Raw genomic sequence first — 15,688 nt, forward strand, 5'->3', positions numbered from 1 at the left:
ACCATGACTGAACTTTGGCAACTGACGGCGCGCCAAGCCGTGGCGCTATTGAAGAGCGGCGAGGTCAGCCCGGGCGAGCTGGTGGATGCGGCGCTGGCCCGCATCGAAGCCACCGACGGGGCGCTCAATGCGCTGCCCACGCTGTGCCCCGATCGGGCCCGGCAAGCGCCCCGAGCCGCGGCTGACGAAAAGGCGTCCGAGGCGCCCGGGTGGCTGGCCGGGCTGCCGCTGGCCATCAAGGACCTGGTCGAGGTGGCCGGAGTGCGCACCACATTCGCCTCGCCCATCTTTGCCGACAACGTGCCCGAAGAATCCAACATCCTGGTACAGCGCCTGGAAGCCAACGGCGCCGGCGTGCTGGCCAAATCCAACACGCCCGAATTCGGGGTCGGGGCCCAGACCTTCAACGAGGTCTTCGGCACCACGACGAACCCCTGGAACACGGCGCTCACCTGCGGCGGCTCCTCGGGCGGCTCGGCGGCGGCCCTGGCGGCCGGCCAGGTCTGGCTGGCCAGCGGTTCCGACCTGGGCGGCTCGCTGCGCATTCCGGCCTCGTTTTGCGGCGTCGTCGGTTTTCGCCCAAGCCCCGGCCGGGTGGCCCGCCATCCCACCTCTTCGCCCTTTGCCGGGCTTTCAATCGAGGGGCCCATGGGCCGCACGGTGGGCGACGCGGCCCTGATGCTGGATGCCATGGCGGGCCAGCACGTGCGCGATCCGATCTCGCTGCCCCGGCCCGATCGCTCCTTCCAGAGCGCCGTCGACGAACCCCGGCCGCCCAAGCGCGTGGCCTTCAGCCCCGATCTTGGCCTGGGTCCGGTGGAACCCGAGATTGCCGAGATTTGTGCCACCGCGGCGGCGCGTTTCGAGGAACTCGGCGCCGTCGTCGAGGAAGCCACGCCCGACTTTGGCGATGCCATCGAGTGCTTCCATGTGCTGCGGGCGGCCCAGATGGTCACCGCTTTCGATACGCTGTTGGCGGAAAAGCGTGAGCTCTTCAAGCCCGACCTGGTGTGGAACATCGAACAGGGCCTGGTCCTGGACGCCTCCGCCATCGGCCGCGCCGAACGCGCCCGCGCGGCGCTCTACCACCGCGTCGTCGATTTCTTCGAAGACTACGATTTGCTGCTTTCACCGACCGTCATCGTGCCGCCCTTCGACCATGAAAAGCGCTACGTCGACGAGGTCGCCGGCCAGCGCTACGACAACTACCTAGACTGGCTTTACTTGACTTTCGTCGTCACCCTGACCGCCTGCCCGGTGCTGTCGCTGCCCTGCGGCTTCAGCGCCGGCGAGCTGCCGGTGGGCTTGCAGGTGATTGCGCCGCCGCGCGGCGACCACGCCTTGCTCTCGGCCTCGGCCTTGGCCGAAGAGATGTTCGGCTTCGCGGGGCAACTGCCGATCGATCCGCGGCCTTGAAAAAAGGATGGGTCCCCTAGCCCGCATTTCTCACCGGGTCACGGCCTGCGTCGCCCCCAGGTGATGCGATCCGGAAGGGATAGGTCGATGAGCGTAGTGGGATTACGCTCTTCGACCTTTTCCGTAGCGGGCGCGCGGCTGGGGGCGACCCTTCGGGCGTCACTGTGGCGCCGACAGGGTGCGTTGCGCTGCTTGCCCGATGTCCCCACATCGCGCGGCGCAGCGCGCCTACCCTGTCGACGCCACAGCGACGCGCAGGCCATGACCCGGTGAGAAATGCGGGCTAGCTTCCCAGCGGACCCTGAAAGAGCATGCCCGCCAAGGGTGCTTCAAAGGCTGCCACGGCCAAGCGCGCGGATGCGCGCGCCCGGTGAGGGCCTTTCATCAATGCATGGTGCCTTCGCCGGGCTCGGCCTCTTCGACCTCGGGCGCTTCGGCGCTGGGGCCGGAATGGTGGTGGCAAAGCCGCCAGACGCCCCTCTCGTGGACGAAAAGATTGCTGGCGGCCAGCAGGTTCTCGCCGATCACCTCGTTGCAGGTGACCAGTGCCAGGGGCGCCACGGGCGCGAAAAGCTGGACCCGGGCGTTGAAGGCCATCACCGGCGGCGCCTCGGGATGGGTCAGGATGGCGCGCCAGCTTTCGATCACCGCCTCGCGGCCCAGCAGCGCGTTCCAGCCCGGATGCACGCAACAAACCGCCACGCCCTCGGCCCACAGCGCCTCCATGGCCTCGGCATCGCCCTCGGCAAAGGCTTGGTAGAAAGCCTCGTTGGCGAACAGCACGGCCGCGCTTTCGGTCATAGGTCATTAGACGCCGGGTGAGGCGCCCCGGCAAGGGGCGCGGCGCGCCGGCCTATGAGCGCCGTTTGATCCGGGCGCGCTGGTAGTCGAGCAAATCCGCCAGCGTTTGTTCCAGCGCGATCTCGGGCTGCCAGCCGGTGGCGGCCTTGAAGGCCGAGCAGTCGGGGATCTGCAAGGTGACGTCGGAAGGCCGCATGAGCGCCGGATCGACCTCGTGCTCGATGGCTACCTTGGCCATGCCCTTGAGCATTTCCAGCATCTCGCCCACCGTCATGGTGCGCTCGTCGCCGATGTTGTAGACGGCACCGGGCGGGCATTTCTCCAGCAGCAGCCAATAGCCGCGCACGGCGTCGCGCACGTCGGCGAAGGTGCGCACGCTGTCGAGGTTGCCGACCTTGACCGGATCCGAGCGAATCCCGGCCTCGATTTCGGCGATTTGCTTGGCAAACGCGCTTTCGGCGAAAACATCGCCCCGCCGCGGCCCGGTGTGGGTGAACATGCGGGTGCGCAGCGTGCGCATGCCGTAGGACAAAAAGTATTGTTGCGCAATCATGTCTTCGCCGACCTTGGAGACGGCGTAGGGGCTGGCCGGGCGCAGCGGGTTGGTCTCGCGGATCGGTAGCTCGTCCTGGTTTACCTGGCCGTAGACCTCGGACGACGAGCAGATGTGGATCAGCGGATCGAGGCCCGAAAGCCTTACCGCATCGAGCAAGTTCGTGGTGCCGATGACGTTGGTGTTGAGCGTGTCGGCGGCGCTGTCGAAGCTCACTTGGACGTAGGACTGGGCCGCCGCCAGGTCGCCTTCTTGGCTGAGGTCGCGAAAGCCGTCAAAGCCCTGGCGCAGGGTCCGTGATATGGGCTCGTCGTCGTCCGGCGTCAGGCCATAGCCCAGGATCTCGAAGCGTTCGCGGTCGTGGGCCAGGAGCAGCTCGCGGAAGGCAAGACCGACGCTGTGGGCACGAAAATCCGGTGAGATGTAGCCCAGCCAGGGTCTTTGGCGCGTGCTATCGTGAAGAAATGGCGCCGCCGTCGGGGCGGCGGCGGCAGCCTGGGCCGATATCCGCCTGGCCAGTTCGACCCCCAACGCCTCGGCCTCCACGGGCAGGCTATAGAGCGCGAAAGGTGAAACCGTGACCTCCTGGTCGCCGGCCACTTCCCTGGTCGCCAAGTCCATCACCCGGGTCACCGTGGCGCCCAGGTTCCGCCAGTTGCATTCGCGCAGCAGCGCGTGGGCCAGCGGCGTAAAGGCGGCGCTTTGATCGGGCCAGCGTTCGACGACGCCGCGAAAGAGCTCGATGGCCTCGGCGTAGCGCTCGATGCGGAAGAGCAGCGCGGCGGCATTGAAGGGCGGGCTGGGCTCGTCAGGGGCGGCCCGGGCGGCCTGGCGATAGCGCTCCAGCGCCTCGTCTTGGCGGCCCGCCGATTGCAACACGTTACCGAGATCATTGAGCAGCGCGTAGTTGCCCGGCTGGCGGGCCAGCGCCGTCTCGAAGTGCGCCACCGCCTCGGACCAGCGTCCCTCGGCCTGGCGCAGCGCCGCCAGTCCGGCCTCGTGGTGCCAGGCCGAGGGATCGATTTCGCGACAGCGCAAGTAAAGCGCTTCGGCTTCCTCGAGCCGTCCGGCTCGGCGCCGCAAAGTGGCCAGGTTGAGCAGCGCCTCGTGTAGTCCGGGATCCAACCGCAGCGCCCTGGCGAAGGCGGCTGCGGCGGCCTCGGGCTCTTCCAGCCGCATATGGACCCGGCCCAGTGTGCAATGCGCCTGCGCCAGCTCGGGCGTCAGTGCCAGGGCCTGGCGACAGGCCTGGGCCGCCGCCTCGGGCCGTTCCAGCGCCAGCAAGCGGACGCCGCAATTGAGCAGCAATGCGGCATTGTCGGGCGCGCCTTCGATAACCCGCAGGAAGGCCAAGGCGGCGGCCGCGGCGTTGTCCTCCGAGATCTCCATCACGCCCCAGATGGTAGCGTGTCAGGACATCGCCTGGGTCGAGCCGGGCGGCCGCCTCGAGGTCCCGGCGGGCGGGCTCGGGTTGTTCCAGGGTCAGCCACAGTTCGCCGCGTTGGCGTAGCGCTTCGGGCCACTCGGGGCGGTTGGCCAGGGCCCGGCCGTAGCTCTCGATGGCGGCTTTGCTGTGGCCCTCGAGGCCGAGCATGAAAGCCAGGTTGTAGTTGGCCTCGGGGCTTTCCGGTTGCTGCGCCAGGGCGCGCCGCAGGCTCTCGACGGCGGCCCCCACCTGGTTTCGTTGGGCCAGGATCTCAGCCTGGCGGCAAAGCGCCACGAAGTGGTCAGGGTCGAGCGCCAGGGCGCGGCGGCAGCAGTCCTCGGCGGCCTCGAGCCCGCCGTCCAGGGCTCGGGCCTGGGCCAGCTCGGCCCACAGCCCGGGGTCCTCTTCCAGTGCCAGCGAGCGCTCCAGCCAGCGTCCGGCCTCGGCCGCCTAGCCCGCCACCAGGGCGATGACCCCAATCCGGCCCAGCGCCACGGCGTGGCCCGGGTCGTCGGGGCCGATCCGGCGGTAGGCTGCGGCCGCCTCGAGCAAGTGGCCGGCCTTTTCCAGCGCCTGGGCGGCGGAGAGGGCGGGGCTCATGCCCGGGCTCCAGCTTCGGCGGGCAGGGCGGGGACCTCGAGGCGCCGGGGGCGGGGCCCGCCTTGGCGCTGGCAATCCACCATCATTTCGATGCCGGTTTCGAAATGGCGCGCGAAGCGCTGGCTGTCGAAGAGCGGCTGGTTCAGACGGTTGGCGGCCAGCCGGGCGCGCAGCTTGGCCAGGCCTGCGCGGTCCGCGGCCAGGCCGATGGCTTGGCGCTGGAAGGCATCGAGATCGTCGGCGATCAATTCGGCCAGCCCCAGGGCGGCCACCAGCGGCGGCCCCGCCAGGTTGCCCTCGGCGCCGCCGTAGGCCAGCACCGGCACGCCTGCCCACAGCGCCTCCAGCGTGGTCACGCCGCCCGACTGGAAACGCGTATCGAGCATCAGATCGGCGAGGCCCTGGCGCGCCAGGTGTTCGGGCTGCGGCCGCTTGGCCGCGAACACCAGGCGCTCGCCGGCGACACCGCGCAGCTCGGCCTCACGGCGGAGGTTGGCCTTGGCCGTGTCGACGCCGTCGAGCAGCCACAGCAGCGAGCCCGGGGTTTTCTTGAGAATGCGCATCCAGGCGGCAAACATGCCCGGGTCGAACTTGTAGTGCCAGGCGAAACTGGCGAACACGAAGGCTGCCTCGGGCAGCCCTTCCTGGTCGCGCCGCGGCGGCTCGGCGATCTCGGGGCGCGGCGCCGGCAACGAGTTCTCGGGCAGCATGATCAGGGTTTCCGGCCAAAAGCGTTGGCGCTCGGGCGGGCAATAGCGGGCGTCGCTGAAAAGATAGGGTAGGAAGTCGGCGCCCACGGTATCGCCGAAGCCGAGGAAATGGGCCTGTACCGGTGCTGGGCGCAAGGCCAGAATGCCCAGCCGTGCCCCGCGGGTGTGGCCGGCCAGGTCGATCAGCACGTTGATCCGGTCCCGGTTGATGGTCTCCGCCGCGCTCTTGTCGTCGAGCGCCGAGAGGTCACGAAAGTGCTCGAAGCGCTGGCCCAGCAGGCGGGCCACGGCGTCGCCCGGCTGGGCCTGGGAGAGCGCGAAACCGAAGATCTCGAAACGTTGTCGATCATGCGCCGCCAGCAGCTCGGCCAGGGCCTGGCCGACGCTGTGGGTGCGCAGGTCGGGCGAGAGGTAGCCCAGCCTGAGGCGCTCGGGTCGCGGCCAATCGTGGCTCAGGCTGGACGGACCGGCGGCCCGGGCCACCTCGGCCGAGACGTGCTGCGCCACGGCCGCCGCCAGGGCGTCTTCGCGACAGGGCAGGCTGTTGAGGGAAAAGGGTGCGACATTCAGCGCCTCGCCGTCGTCGAGGCGCTGGCGCAGCGCCGTGATGGCGCGTTCCATGACGGCGCTCAGGTTGGACCAGGCACAAAGCTGCATCAGTGCCTGGGCCAGCGGCAGGTAGGCGTCTTCGTAATCGGGCCAGCGTTTGACCAGGCGGTTCAGCAGCACCGCCGCTTCGTCGACGAAGTCGAGCACCAGCATCAGGTTGCCGAGATTGAAAAGCGGCCGCGGGTCGTCGGGATCGAGGTCCATGGCGCGGCGGTAGGCCTGGCCGGCGTCCTGGGTGCGGCCCAGCGCCTGCAGCGCCACGCCCAGGTCGTTGTGCCCGGCGGCCCAGCCGCGGGAGCCTCGGCCAACGCCTGCTGAAAGGCCACCACCGCCCGTTCGGTCTGCCCCGCCTGAAGGAGCGCCCGCGCCTCGCTCTCGCTGCTCATGGCCCCGGTCTAGGCGGTTATGGTTAAGAAACGGGAAAAGCGGTTGGTTGGTAAGGGGGGGCGTGTGGCCGGGGTTAGTCCAAAAAACGCTACCCGCTACGGCCGTAAAGTTCGATGTCGGCGTAGCTGCCTTCCTCGGGCTCATATAGAGCGCGGCGTTCGGGCTCCATTGCGGCCAGGCGTTCTTTGGCCGCCTCGGGCGATATGGCTTCCAGGCTGCCGTCCGGGTTCTGCACCACGACGCCGCTCGATTGCAGGGTCTTGAGGCGGCGCTGGCGCTCTTCCGAAGTGGGCGCACAGACCAGCATGCAACTGCCGCAGGTCAGGCTGACGTCCTTGCCGGTGGCGGCATAGACCAACGGCTGGTGCAGGCACCCGCCCTCGAGTTTGGGCTGGCGGGACCAGGCCTGGATGGCATCGACCACCACGTCGCGCAGGTTCTCGTCCTTCTTGGGGATGGGGAAGCGGCCCGGCGACCAGGTCGACCACTTGCCCGAGGGATGCAGCCCGGAATAGCCGCCGCAGACGAAACCGCAGCGGTTGTAGTTGCGCCGCTTGGCGTAGGAGAATTCGACGCCGCCCATGGTCACCGAGACCATGTCCTTCTTGCCCTCGTGGAGGAAGGCGGCGGGGCAGGCGGAGACGCATTCCATCTCCTCGCACTGGCAGAAGTTCTCTGCCGCCGGCAGGGGGGCCGTGGGCTCCAGTTCGGCCGTAGTGACGGCCGTGGCCAGGCTGACCATGGCGCCGTGGTCGAGTGTCAGCACGTTGCCCGAAAGCCCGAACCAGCCGACGCCGCCGCGCACCGCCAGCAGGCGGTGCGAGATGTCGGGCCGCATGTGGCGGTGTTGGACCTCCTCGTCGTTGCGGTAGACCTCGTTCGACAAGACGCCCACCGATTGATGGCCGAAGTGGTCGATGTAGCCGGCGATCTGGGCGGCGATGCCGCTGGCCATGGTGTTGGTGCGGCTGTAGTCCTGCTGGTGCGCCTGGCGGTCGCGCTTGGCGATGAAGTCCTCGATCTTGGCCTGGTCGTAGGGCAGCGCGAAGGTCACGGCCGAACGGGCACCGGGCAGCACGTATTCCAGATCGGTGGTTGGCGGTCCGCCGGCCAGGGTCTCGACGGTAGTGACGCCGACGGCGCAGGCGCCGTAATCGCTGGCGATTTCCGTGACCTTGGCGGTCAGTGCGGCGTTGTCCATGGTGGCTGGCTCCAATACCTGGATCTGACAGATCCCCCCAACAAGATTGGCGATAATAGCGGAAGGAGCGACGGGGCGAAAGTGCCGGTAAGGAAATCAGCCCTGGCCAAATGAACGCAGCGCGGCAATGGCGCGGTCGACGTTCTCCAGCGGCTGAGCCGGGCCGCAAGGCAGGTTGAAGCCCTCGGTGTGGAAGCGTTCGGAGTGGGGGAAAGATGCGGCGCCGGCGGCGAAATGCTCGGCACTGTGGACGCAGGGCAGGAAGGGCCGGGTCTCGATGCCCTGGGCCGCCAGATGGGTAACGATGGCGGTGCGCTGGGGCGACACCACCTCGGTCCAGACCGCCACCTCGCCCGCCTCGACCGCAACGGGCACCAGATCGAGAAAACTAAGATCGGCCAAGGCCGTGGCGTAGCGGCGGTAGATGGCGTTGCAGTGCTCCGCTTTGGCCGGCAGCCGGCGGACCTACCAGAGGCCGATGGAAGCCAGGATGTCGGTGAACTTGAAGTTGCCGCCCACCCCCAGGTAATCGTGCGAGACGACGTCGCGGACACCATGGTTGCGGATAGCCACTAGCCGCCGATAAAGCGCTTCATCGCGGGTTACCAGGGCGCCGCCCTGGCCGGTCGAGGTCAGCTTGACCATGCCGAACGAGAAACAGCCGATGTCGCCGAGCGTGCCCAGATAGCCCTGCGGTGTGCGCGAATAAAGCGCCTGGGCGGCGTCTTCGACCACGGCCAGGCCACGCTGGCGGGCGATTTCGAAGACCCGGGCATCGACCGCCCGGCCGTTGAGGTGAACCGGAATTATGGCCTTGGTGCGGTCCGTGATGTGGGCGGCGAGGCGCTCGACGTCCAGGTTCGGCGATTCGGCGCCGCAATCCACCAGCACCACCCGGGCGCCCAGCAACGAAGCGGCATGGGCCGTGGCGATGAAGGTGCGGGTGGGCACGATGACCTCGTCGCCCGGGCCGATGTCGAGCGCCAGCAGCGCCATCATCAGGGCCACGCTGCCGCTGGTCGTGGCCACGGCATAGGGCACCTCGAGGCGGCGGCAGAGCTCGGCTTCGAGCTCGGCCGTCACGGCCCCCATGGAGATTCGTTCCCGGGCCAAACTGTCGAGGATAGTGGCGCGCTCGTCCTCGCCGATAGCAGTACGCCACCAGGAAACCGGCTCAGCCGGCTCTAAGTTAAGGGCGGCTTGCGGCATGGCCTTATTCGTTTCCCACGTGGGCCTGCCAGATGGCCTCTATGAGAGCCATGTCCTCGAGCGCGTCCTGGCGGCTGGCGATGGGCTGGCGGCCGTGGTGCACGTCGGCCACGAAGGCTTCGGCCTGGCGCCGGAAGGACCAGCTCCAGTTGGCCAGCGGCGCCACGATTTCCTCGCCGCGGCCGGTGTTGCGGTAAAGCTCGACCTTGGTCGGCACGTTGCGCAGCAGGGCCGGCGGCAGGCTGAGCTTGAGGCGGTCGCGGCTGAACACCACTTCGACCCCCTCGATCCAATCGTTGTGGTCCATTTCGCCGTATTCCAGCACCGCCGGGAAGCTGGCGAAATCGAGCAGCACGGTGCCGCCGTGGCGTCGCCTGAGATCGGCGTGGCGCACCTCGGGCGTGTCATTGCAGAGGTGGCGCAGCAGGTTGATGGCGTGGACGTAGACGTTGACGAAATTGTCGTAATCGTCGTGCCAGGTGCGGGGCAGCCATTCCGGTGCCAGCGACCAGGACGGCAGCTCGTCGGGCCTTGGCTCACCGGAATCGACGAAGCCCGGCATGTTGCAGTAATCCTGGCCGCCGTAGCAGAAAAGCCGCACCAGCAGCACCTCGCCCAGTTCCTTGCTTTCCCTGAGTTCAGCCAGCATCCGGCGCGCCATCTCGACGCCCTCGTCGTGGCGCCGCATGGAGCCGACGGCATAGACCGTGCCCGGCTGCTGCGCCCCGACCAGGGTGCTGGCCTGATCCAGCGTCGCGGCCATGGGCTTTTCCGTCAGCAAATGGCGTCCCGCCCGCAGGCATTCGAGCGCGATGGGGCCGGTGTGGTGGCGCCGGGTGACCACGACCACGGCCTCGATGTCGGGGTCTTCGAGCATTTCGCTGTGCCGGGCGTAGGCCCTGGGGATGTCGTAGCGCTTTGAGACCAGTTCGCGGAGCTTTGGCCGCACCTCGGCCAGGCCCAGCACGCGGCATTCGGGGATGTCGGCGTAATTGGCCAGATGGGCGAGCTGGCCCACGAAACCGGCCCCGATCATGCCGATGTTGAGGGGTTCGATGTGCTCTGCGGATTCCATTGATTTCATCGCAAAATACCTGCAAAACCTGGGCTAATCAGGGGTCGAGATCCGCTTCAAATATTAGTTCAGATTATCCTTTTATCCCATTGTTTTTCAACAAAATTCCCTAATCCCCTCCGTCCACCAAAAAGACGCTGCCGGTGGACGCCGCCTGGCGCAAGGGCAAAATTGCCTGGTAGGCCTCGGAATTGTACCAGCCCTGGGCAACCTCGAAACTGGGGAACTCGATGACCACAACGCGCGGCCCCGGTTCGCTGCCCTCCAGGCTCTCCCAGCGCCCGCCGCGAACGATGAAGCGGCCGCCGTGATCGGCCACCGTACCCGGCGTCTGGGCGGTGTATTTGGCGTAGGTCTCCTCGTCGTGGAGGTCGATCTGGGCGATGACGTAGGCGGTCATGGCGGGCTCCCGTTGCGGTTTGGGCATATGCCGAAGCGGCAATACTAACTACCATGTGGCCAGGAGGGCGAGACATGAAAACCTATCGCGGAAGTTGCCATTGCGGCCGGGTGGTGTTCGAGATCGAGAGCGGGCTGGAGAAATTCGTCACCTGCAACTGCTCCATCTGCCGCCGCAAGGGCGCGCTCATGCTGCGCGTGCCGGCCGAACATTTTCGTCTGGTGCAAGGCGAGGAGGCGCTGGCGACATACGAATTCAACACCGGCGCGGCGCGGCACCATTTCTGCCGCCACTGCGGGATTTACCCTTTCCACCGGCCACGCGTGGCACCGGAGGCCTATGCCGTCAATGCCAATTGCCTCGATCTCGAGCCGGACGAGATTGCCCGTGTGCCGGTGACGGAGTTCGACGGGCAGGCGCTCAGCACTGTCGATTGACCCATCTCAAAAGAACACCCGGGCCACGATATAGATCCCCAGCCCCAGCAGGGCGCTGAAGAAAACCCGCCGGAAGACGGCTTCGGGCAGGTGCTGGCGCAGGCGCCGGCCCAGCGCCATGCCGGCGAAGGCCGGACCCAGCGCCACGGTCGATAGCAGCCCGATCTGCCAGGTCAGGATCTGGTGGCGCGCGAGGGCTACGGTGAGGACCAATACCGTCGTCACGAACGCCACTCCCAGCGCCTGCACCAAGATGTCGCGGGGCAGGCGCAGCGCCTGTAGATAAAGCGCGCCCGGCACCATGAAAGAACCGGTGAGCCCGGCCACGAAGCCGGCCAGCAAACCGATCGGTGGTGACATCCAGCGCTCATGTCGTCCCGGCTCGGGGATCTGCCGTGTCACCAGGCTGAGGCCGGCGTAGCAGCACAGCACGATCCCCAGCAGGCCCGACATCAGCGTCGCGTCGGCTTCGGCCAGAACGTCGACGCCGAACCAGGCGCCGATGGAGGCGGCCACGAGAAAGACCCACATGCGGCGCAGCACGGCCCTGAGCGCGCCGCCCGACAGGCTTTGCCAGATGTTGGTGGCCAGCGCCGGGATCAGCATCAGCGCCATGCCCTGCTTGAGCCCCAGCGTCGCCGCCACCAGGGCCAGGGCCACCGTCGGCAGGCCCAAGCCGACGACGCCCTTGACGAAGCCGGCGAGCAGAAATATGGCGCCGATCATGAGCAGGTTTTCTACGCTCCACATGGCAGGCTGCCCTAAAGCGCCTCGACCGTCGCGATCATGCGGCGCCTCAGGGCGGTATCGGGCAAGCGTCCCCGTAGCGCCCCCATGTTCTGGCGCATGTGGTCGACCCGGCTGGTGGCCGGAATGGCGCAAGTCAGGGCCGGGTGCGAGACGACCAACTTGAGAAAGACCTGGGCCCAGTTGGCGCAATCGATTTCGGCCGCCCAGGCGGGCAGGGGGTGGTGCGCCAAGCGCTGGAAAAGCCCGCCGCGCTGGAAGGGCCGGTTGGCGATCACCGCCAGGCCGCGCTCGGCCGCCAGCGGCAGGAGCCGGCGTTCGGCCTGGCGGTCGAGCATGTTGTAGGTGAGCTGGACGAAGTCGAAGGGCTGGCTGGCGAGCACCTTTTCCAGCTCGGCATGGCGCCGGCCGTGCGAGGTGGTGATGCCGACGTAGCGGATGCGCCCGGCCACCTTGTGCTCCAACAAGGTCTCCAGGTGGCTTTGCCAGTCCACCATGTTGTGGATCTGCATGAGCGCGAAGTCGCGGCCCCAGAGCTGGCGCGAGTGGCGCATCTGGCCGATGCCCAGCCACTTCATGGGAGTCCAGACCTTGGTGGCGGCGAAGAGCGCGCGGCTCTCCTCTTCCTTCAGCCGAGCCAGGCAGTGGCCGATCACGGCTTCCGAGGATCCGTACATGGGCGACGAATCGACCACGGCCCCGCCGGCGGCGAAAAAGGCGCGCAGCACCTCGAGGCGCCGGTGGCGCAAGTCCTGGTGCTCGCCCACGTCGAAGGTCAGCCACGGCCCCATGCCGATGACCGGCAGGCGCTGGCCGGTTTTCGGAATCGGCTTGGTCAGCAGCCCCGACCGAGCCACCGCCGACGGCCCGAGAGTCAGCGCCGCCAAGCCGCCCAGCAGCGCGCGCCGGCTGATTGTCGGGTTTGTCACCATCGGGCTATGATACACCGGTCTTCTTGGGAGGAAGCCATGACCCCGTTCAAAAACTACCAGCCCGGCGGCGTCATCCCGGCGACGCTGGCCGCCTTCCACGACGACCTGAGTATCGACGAGCCGGCCAGCCGCGGCCATCTCGGCCAAGTGGCGGCGGTGGCGGGGCTTTCGGCCATCACCGTCAACGGCCATGCCTCGGAGGTCCACGCCTGCAGCTTCGAGGAACAGCAGCGAATTCTTGCCTTTTCGCTCGACGAGGTAGGCGACCGCTTGCCGCTGATCAACGGCATCTATGCCGACGGCAGCCTGGAGGCCGCCCGGCTCGCCGGCATGGCCGAGGCCGAGGGCGCCGCGGCGCTACTGGTCTTTCCCCCCGGCAGCATGTCCATGGGCGGCTACTTGCGCCCCGAAATGGCGCTCCGGCATTTCGAAATCATCGCCGAGGCCACGGACCTGCCCATCATCCTCTTCCAGTACCCCCAGGCCTCGGGATTGGGCTATCCCCTCGAGACGCTGTTGAAATTGATCGAGACCGTTCCCAGCATCCGCGCCATCAAGGACTGGTGCAACGACCCCATGCTGCACGAGCGCCAAATCCGGACGTTGCAGGCTCTTTCGCCCCCCGTCACCGTGCTGACCACCCATTCGGGCTGGCTCATGGCGTCCCTGACCATGGGCGCGGGCGGGCTGCTGTCGGGCGCCGGCAGCGTCGTCGCCGATCTCCAGGTCGATCTCTTCCAGGCCGTCAATGCCGGCGATCTCAAGCGCGCCCAGGCCATCAACGACCGCCTGGTGCCGCTGGTCCAGGTCTTCTACGCGCCGCCCTTCCTCGACATGCACAACCGCATGAAGGAATGCCTGGTGCTGCTGGGGCGTCTGGAGAAAGCCGTGGTGCGACCGCCGCTGATGAAGCTCGGCGAGGCCGAGATCGCGGGCCTGCGCCAGGCCTTGCTGGCGGCGGGATTGCTGTCCGAGGGGCTGGAGGCGGCGCAGTAGTTTTTTTATTCAAACGGCAAAAACGTCTCGTCCGCGTCGAAGCGCACCGGAACGGCATCGCTCAGGCGTTCGAGCTCGGGGTTCCGTTCGACCTCGGCCGCCATGGGCTCCGAGACCCAGACCTGGTCCAGCTCCAGCGTGTTCCTAACCCGCACGATGCGGGCGTCCTCGGGCTCCAGCATGGGGCAGCCGCGTAGCGCCATGGCTATCGCCATGCGGTCGTTGTCGGCCACCATGGGCAATTTGCCGGCCTGGATGACGCCGGCCGTGACGATGTTGACGTAGGTCGCCGTCCAGTCCATCTGGCGCACCACGCGTTGGGTGGTGACGTCGGCACCGCTTATGCCGGTGGCATTGCCGTGCGTGGCCTCGGTCAGGTCGCGCACCACGATGCGCTTGATGTGCGGCCCATTGTAGAAATTCGGCACCGGCCAGCTCGGCCGCCCGGTGGCGTTGGGATCCATGCCGGCACCGGAAATATCCTTGCCGATCTGGTCGATGACCAGCACGTCGATGCCCTCGAACAAAAAGCGCGGGATGTTGGCCTTGGCGATTTCCAGTAGCGCCGCGTCGCGCTCGAAGATCTCGTCGGGCGCCACGATTTCGGCCGTCAGCAAGCGGTCGAAGGCGTTCTCGACGATGGCCACGCCAAACAACACGTTGGTATTGGCCAGAAAGGCCCGTCCGGCCGCCGGCACCATCTCGTCGAAGCGCTCCATGCCATGGCGGTGCAGCGCCTCGGCCCCGGCGTGCTTGGCCAGGCCAATGGCCATCATCTTGATAAGCCCACTCTCGTGCACGGCGCGAAAGTCGGTGTGCGGCTTGACCCGGTTGCAAACCACGATGTAGTCGGCCTGGGAACAGATCTTGTCGCAATAGACCGGCGTGCCGTCATCCAGCCTTGCCACTTCGACCACCTCCATGGAGGAGCGGATCGGCACGCCGAGATCGGCCTCGCCCAGGCCATAGGATTCGAGGATCTTCTGCTGGCCCTCGGCCGTGCCGCCGGCATGACTGCCCATGGTCGGGGCAATGAAGGGCACGGCGCCCGCCGCTTTTAGTTCCGCAATCACCGCCTTGACCACAGGCGGCTGGGTGCGAATGCCGCGGCTGCCGAGCCCAATGGCCACGGACTTGCCCGCGAGGTCGACGGTTACCGCCTTCTTGAAGTCCGTGGCGATGCCCTTCTCCATGTCCGCCATCTCTTCGGCCGAGAACTTCTGGCGCACCTTGAAGAACGGCGGCAACTCGACATCGAGCCCGCCCGGCAGCGGGATGGGAATGGAGCTGGGGATCATGGCGGGGGGACCTCCGGGGGTGAGGATGGCAGGCGGCGAGGGTACAGACTATAGCGTTATGGGCGGCAAGGGGAGAAAGGGATTGCTACGGCGAGATGGGGATGCATCAGATTGTCAACAAAAACTAGCAGTGACGAGCTACTTGCCTTTTGATAGAATATTGGAGAAATGAAAACCGCTATAGTGGGTGGAAACTGCGCGGCGGTTTGGTTTAAGGAGCTGCACTGCAATGAGTGATCGAGACGATTTTGATCCTAAAGAATTAACCTTCTCTGAGCGAGAGGGCATCGATCCTCTACCGGAGCGATTGAAGCTCGGTGAATTACCGAAAAAATCAAGGGCTTTGCTTTGGAATGTCATTTATCAAATTTTTGAACGCAACAGATATCACCCAAAATTTGGGGGAGAATCATTGATTGGACAGTCTGCATTTTTGGAATTAGTAAAGAGATTTCATGTAAGGTACTTTGGCAATCCGGTGGATGAATTTCGAAATTACTTTGATCAAATTATTCCAGAGCATAAGGCGGTTATCTTAGGGCATGATTATCATGAAGTATTGAATTATATTGAATATTTTATCCAAAATACAGTTGACCATGCTGAGCGTCGGCAGCTTGCAGAGCAAATTTCCTTCGAACTAGGGCCTGTTGACAATTAGCGCATGGCAATGATGGTGGCGGCGAGGTTCAAGTTTGCGGCGTAGCTGGTATCGGTCTTGTCGTAGCGGGTGGCGATGCCCCGGAATTTCTTGATCTTGGCAAAGTAGTTCTCAACCAAATGGCGCCATTGGTAGATGTCCTTGTCGTAGGCGATTTGCCTTATCCGGTCGGCTTTTGATGGGATGACCGCGGTGATGCCACGTTGATCCAGTTCCGCCCGCAGCCAATC

At 66.3% G+C, this 15,688-nt stretch carries 15 protein-coding genes and 1 pseudogene; 4 read left to right on the forward strand and 12 right to left on the reverse strand.

Annotation, left to right across the window (positions count from 1 at the left end):
* Positions 1-3 precede the first annotated feature (3 nt).
* On the forward strand, positions 4-1,416 hold the full coding sequence (locus QGG75_18450) for an amidase family protein (GenBank protein MDP6069209.1): 1,413 nt from the start codon (positions 4-6) through the stop codon (positions 1,414-1,416).
* A 384-nt stretch (positions 1,417-1,800) separates the two neighbouring features.
* Here the strand turns inward: QGG75_18450 and QGG75_18455 are convergent, their stop codons facing one another.
* The 8 genes and pseudogenes from QGG75_18455 to QGG75_18490 all read right to left on the reverse strand — a co-directional run bounded on the left by QGG75_18455 (position 1,801) and on the right by QGG75_18490 (position 10,387).
* On the reverse strand, positions 1,801-2,217 hold the full coding sequence (locus QGG75_18455) for a nuclear transport factor 2 family protein (protein MDP6069210.1): 417 nt from the start codon (positions 2,215-2,217) through the stop codon (positions 1,801-1,803).
* Positions 2,218-2,269: 52 nt separating this feature from the next.
* Positions 2,270-4,159 carry a GDP-mannose 4,6-dehydratase gene (locus QGG75_18460; GenBank protein MDP6069211.1) on the reverse strand — a complete coding sequence of 630 codons (1,890 nt, stop codon included), beginning with the start codon at positions 4,157-4,159 and terminating at the stop codon, positions 2,270-2,272.
* Between the two features lie 487 nt (positions 4,160-4,646).
* The gene (locus QGG75_18465; GenBank protein ID MDP6069212.1) at positions 4,647-4,796 is read right to left on the reverse strand and encodes a hypothetical protein; all 150 of its coding nucleotides are present in this window, start codon (positions 4,794-4,796) and stop codon (positions 4,647-4,649) included.
* Positions 4,793-6,376: a hypothetical protein gene (locus tag QGG75_18470; protein ID MDP6069213.1), complete on the reverse strand. Its 1,584-nt coding sequence runs from the start codon at positions 6,374-6,376 to the stop codon at positions 4,793-4,795. Before QGG75_18470 ends, QGG75_18465 begins: the two co-directional genes overlap by 4 nt.
* 214 nt (positions 6,377-6,590) lie before the next feature.
* The gene (locus tag QGG75_18475) at positions 6,591-7,703 is read right to left on the reverse strand and encodes an epoxyqueuosine reductase (GenBank protein ID MDP6069214.1); all 1,113 of its coding nucleotides are present in this window, start codon (positions 7,701-7,703) and stop codon (positions 6,591-6,593) included.
* Between the two features lie 96 nt (positions 7,704-7,799).
* Positions 7,800-8,912, reverse strand: a pseudogene (locus QGG75_18480) (DegT/DnrJ/EryC1/StrS family aminotransferase).
* Positions 8,913-8,916: 4 nt separating this feature from the next.
* Complete coding sequence (locus tag QGG75_18485) at positions 8,917-9,987, reverse strand: Gfo/Idh/MocA family oxidoreductase (GenBank protein ID MDP6069215.1); 1,071 nt, start codon at positions 9,985-9,987, stop codon at positions 8,917-8,919.
* Positions 9,988-10,096: 109 nt separating this feature from the next.
* The gene (locus tag QGG75_18490; protein ID MDP6069216.1) at positions 10,097-10,387 is read right to left on the reverse strand and encodes a DUF1330 domain-containing protein; all 291 of its coding nucleotides are present in this window, start codon (positions 10,385-10,387) and stop codon (positions 10,097-10,099) included.
* 74 nt (positions 10,388-10,461) lie between these two features.
* Here QGG75_18490 and QGG75_18495 point away from each other — a divergent pair, with 74 nt between their 5' ends.
* Positions 10,462-10,824, forward strand: a complete 363-nt coding sequence (locus tag QGG75_18495; protein ID MDP6069217.1) for a GFA family protein — start codon at positions 10,462-10,464, stop codon at positions 10,822-10,824.
* 6 nt (positions 10,825-10,830) lie between these two features.
* Here QGG75_18495 and QGG75_18500 read toward each other — a convergent pair whose 3' ends face one another.
* Positions 10,831-11,574, reverse strand: a complete 744-nt coding sequence (locus QGG75_18500) for a sulfite exporter TauE/SafE family protein (protein ID MDP6069218.1) — start codon at positions 11,572-11,574, stop codon at positions 10,831-10,833.
* A gap of 11 nt (positions 11,575-11,585) precedes the next feature.
* Entirely contained in the window at positions 11,586-12,503 is a 918-nt protein-coding gene (locus tag QGG75_18505) for an aldo/keto reductase (GenBank protein ID MDP6069219.1), read from the reverse strand.
* Positions 12,504-12,539: 36 nt separating this feature from the next.
* Between QGG75_18505 and QGG75_18510 the strand changes: the two genes are divergently transcribed.
* Complete coding sequence (locus QGG75_18510) at positions 12,540-13,499, forward strand: dihydrodipicolinate synthase family protein (GenBank protein ID MDP6069220.1); 960 nt, start codon at positions 12,540-12,542, stop codon at positions 13,497-13,499.
* A gap of 5 nt (positions 13,500-13,504) precedes the next feature.
* Here the strand turns inward: QGG75_18510 and QGG75_18515 are convergent, their stop codons facing one another.
* Positions 13,505-14,797: a DUF362 domain-containing protein gene (locus tag QGG75_18515; GenBank protein MDP6069221.1), complete on the reverse strand. Its 1,293-nt coding sequence runs from the start codon at positions 14,795-14,797 to the stop codon at positions 13,505-13,507.
* A 229-nt stretch (positions 14,798-15,026) separates the two neighbouring features.
* Here QGG75_18515 and QGG75_18520 point away from each other — a divergent pair, with 229 nt between their 5' ends.
* Positions 15,027-15,458, forward strand: coding sequence for a hypothetical protein (locus tag QGG75_18520; protein MDP6069222.1), 432 nt, complete (start codon positions 15,027-15,029; stop codon positions 15,456-15,458).
* Here the strand turns inward: QGG75_18520 and QGG75_18525 are convergent.
* Positions 15,455-15,688, reverse strand: a 234-nt coding sequence (locus QGG75_18525) for a transposase (protein MDP6069223.1), incomplete at its 5' end; no start/stop codon positions are given. The two genes, QGG75_18520 and QGG75_18525, sit on opposite strands and share 4 nt — an antisense overlap.

The organism is Alphaproteobacteria bacterium, from assembly GCA_030740435.1.
Taxonomy (GTDB): domain Bacteria; phylum Pseudomonadota; class Alphaproteobacteria; order UBA2966; family UBA2966.

Bases quoted from the DNA above. Each gene is read 5' to 3' on its own strand.
- QGG75_18450 (MDP6069209.1), top strand. From the start codon at position 4: ATGACTGAACTTTGGCAACTGACGGCGCGCCAAGCCGTGGCGCTATTG.
- QGG75_18455 (MDP6069210.1), bottom strand. From the start codon at position 2,217: ATGACCGAAAGCGCGGCCGTGCTGTTCGCCAACGAGGCTTTCTACCAA.
- QGG75_18460 (MDP6069211.1), bottom strand. From the start codon at position 4,159: ATGGAGATCTCGGAGGACAACGCCGCGGCCGCCGCCTTGGCCTTCCTG.
- QGG75_18465 (MDP6069212.1), bottom strand. From the start codon at position 4,796: ATGAGCCCCGCCCTCTCCGCCGCCCAGGCGCTGGAAAAGGCCGGCCAC.
- QGG75_18475 (MDP6069214.1), bottom strand. From the start codon at position 7,703: ATGGACAACGCCGCACTGACCGCCAAGGTCACGGAAATCGCCAGCGAT.
- QGG75_18485 (MDP6069215.1), bottom strand. From the start codon at position 9,987: ATGGAATCCGCAGAGCACATCGAACCCCTCAACATCGGCATGATCGGG.
- QGG75_18490 (MDP6069216.1), bottom strand. From the start codon at position 10,387: ATGACCGCCTACGTCATCGCCCAGATCGACCTCCACGACGAGGAGACC.
- QGG75_18495 (MDP6069217.1), top strand. From the start codon at position 10,462: ATGAAAACCTATCGCGGAAGTTGCCATTGCGGCCGGGTGGTGTTCGAG.
- QGG75_18500 (MDP6069218.1), bottom strand. From the start codon at position 11,574: ATGTGGAGCGTAGAAAACCTGCTCATGATCGGCGCCATATTTCTGCTC.
- QGG75_18505 (MDP6069219.1), bottom strand. From the start codon at position 12,503: ATGGTGACAAACCCGACAATCAGCCGGCGCGCGCTGCTGGGCGGCTTG.
- QGG75_18510 (MDP6069220.1), top strand. From the start codon at position 12,540: ATGACCCCGTTCAAAAACTACCAGCCCGGCGGCGTCATCCCGGCGACG.
- QGG75_18515 (MDP6069221.1), bottom strand. From the start codon at position 14,797: ATGATCCCCAGCTCCATTCCCATCCCGCTGCCGGGCGGGCTCGATGTC.
- QGG75_18520 (MDP6069222.1), top strand. From the start codon at position 15,027: ATGAGTGATCGAGACGATTTTGATCCTAAAGAATTAACCTTCTCTGAG.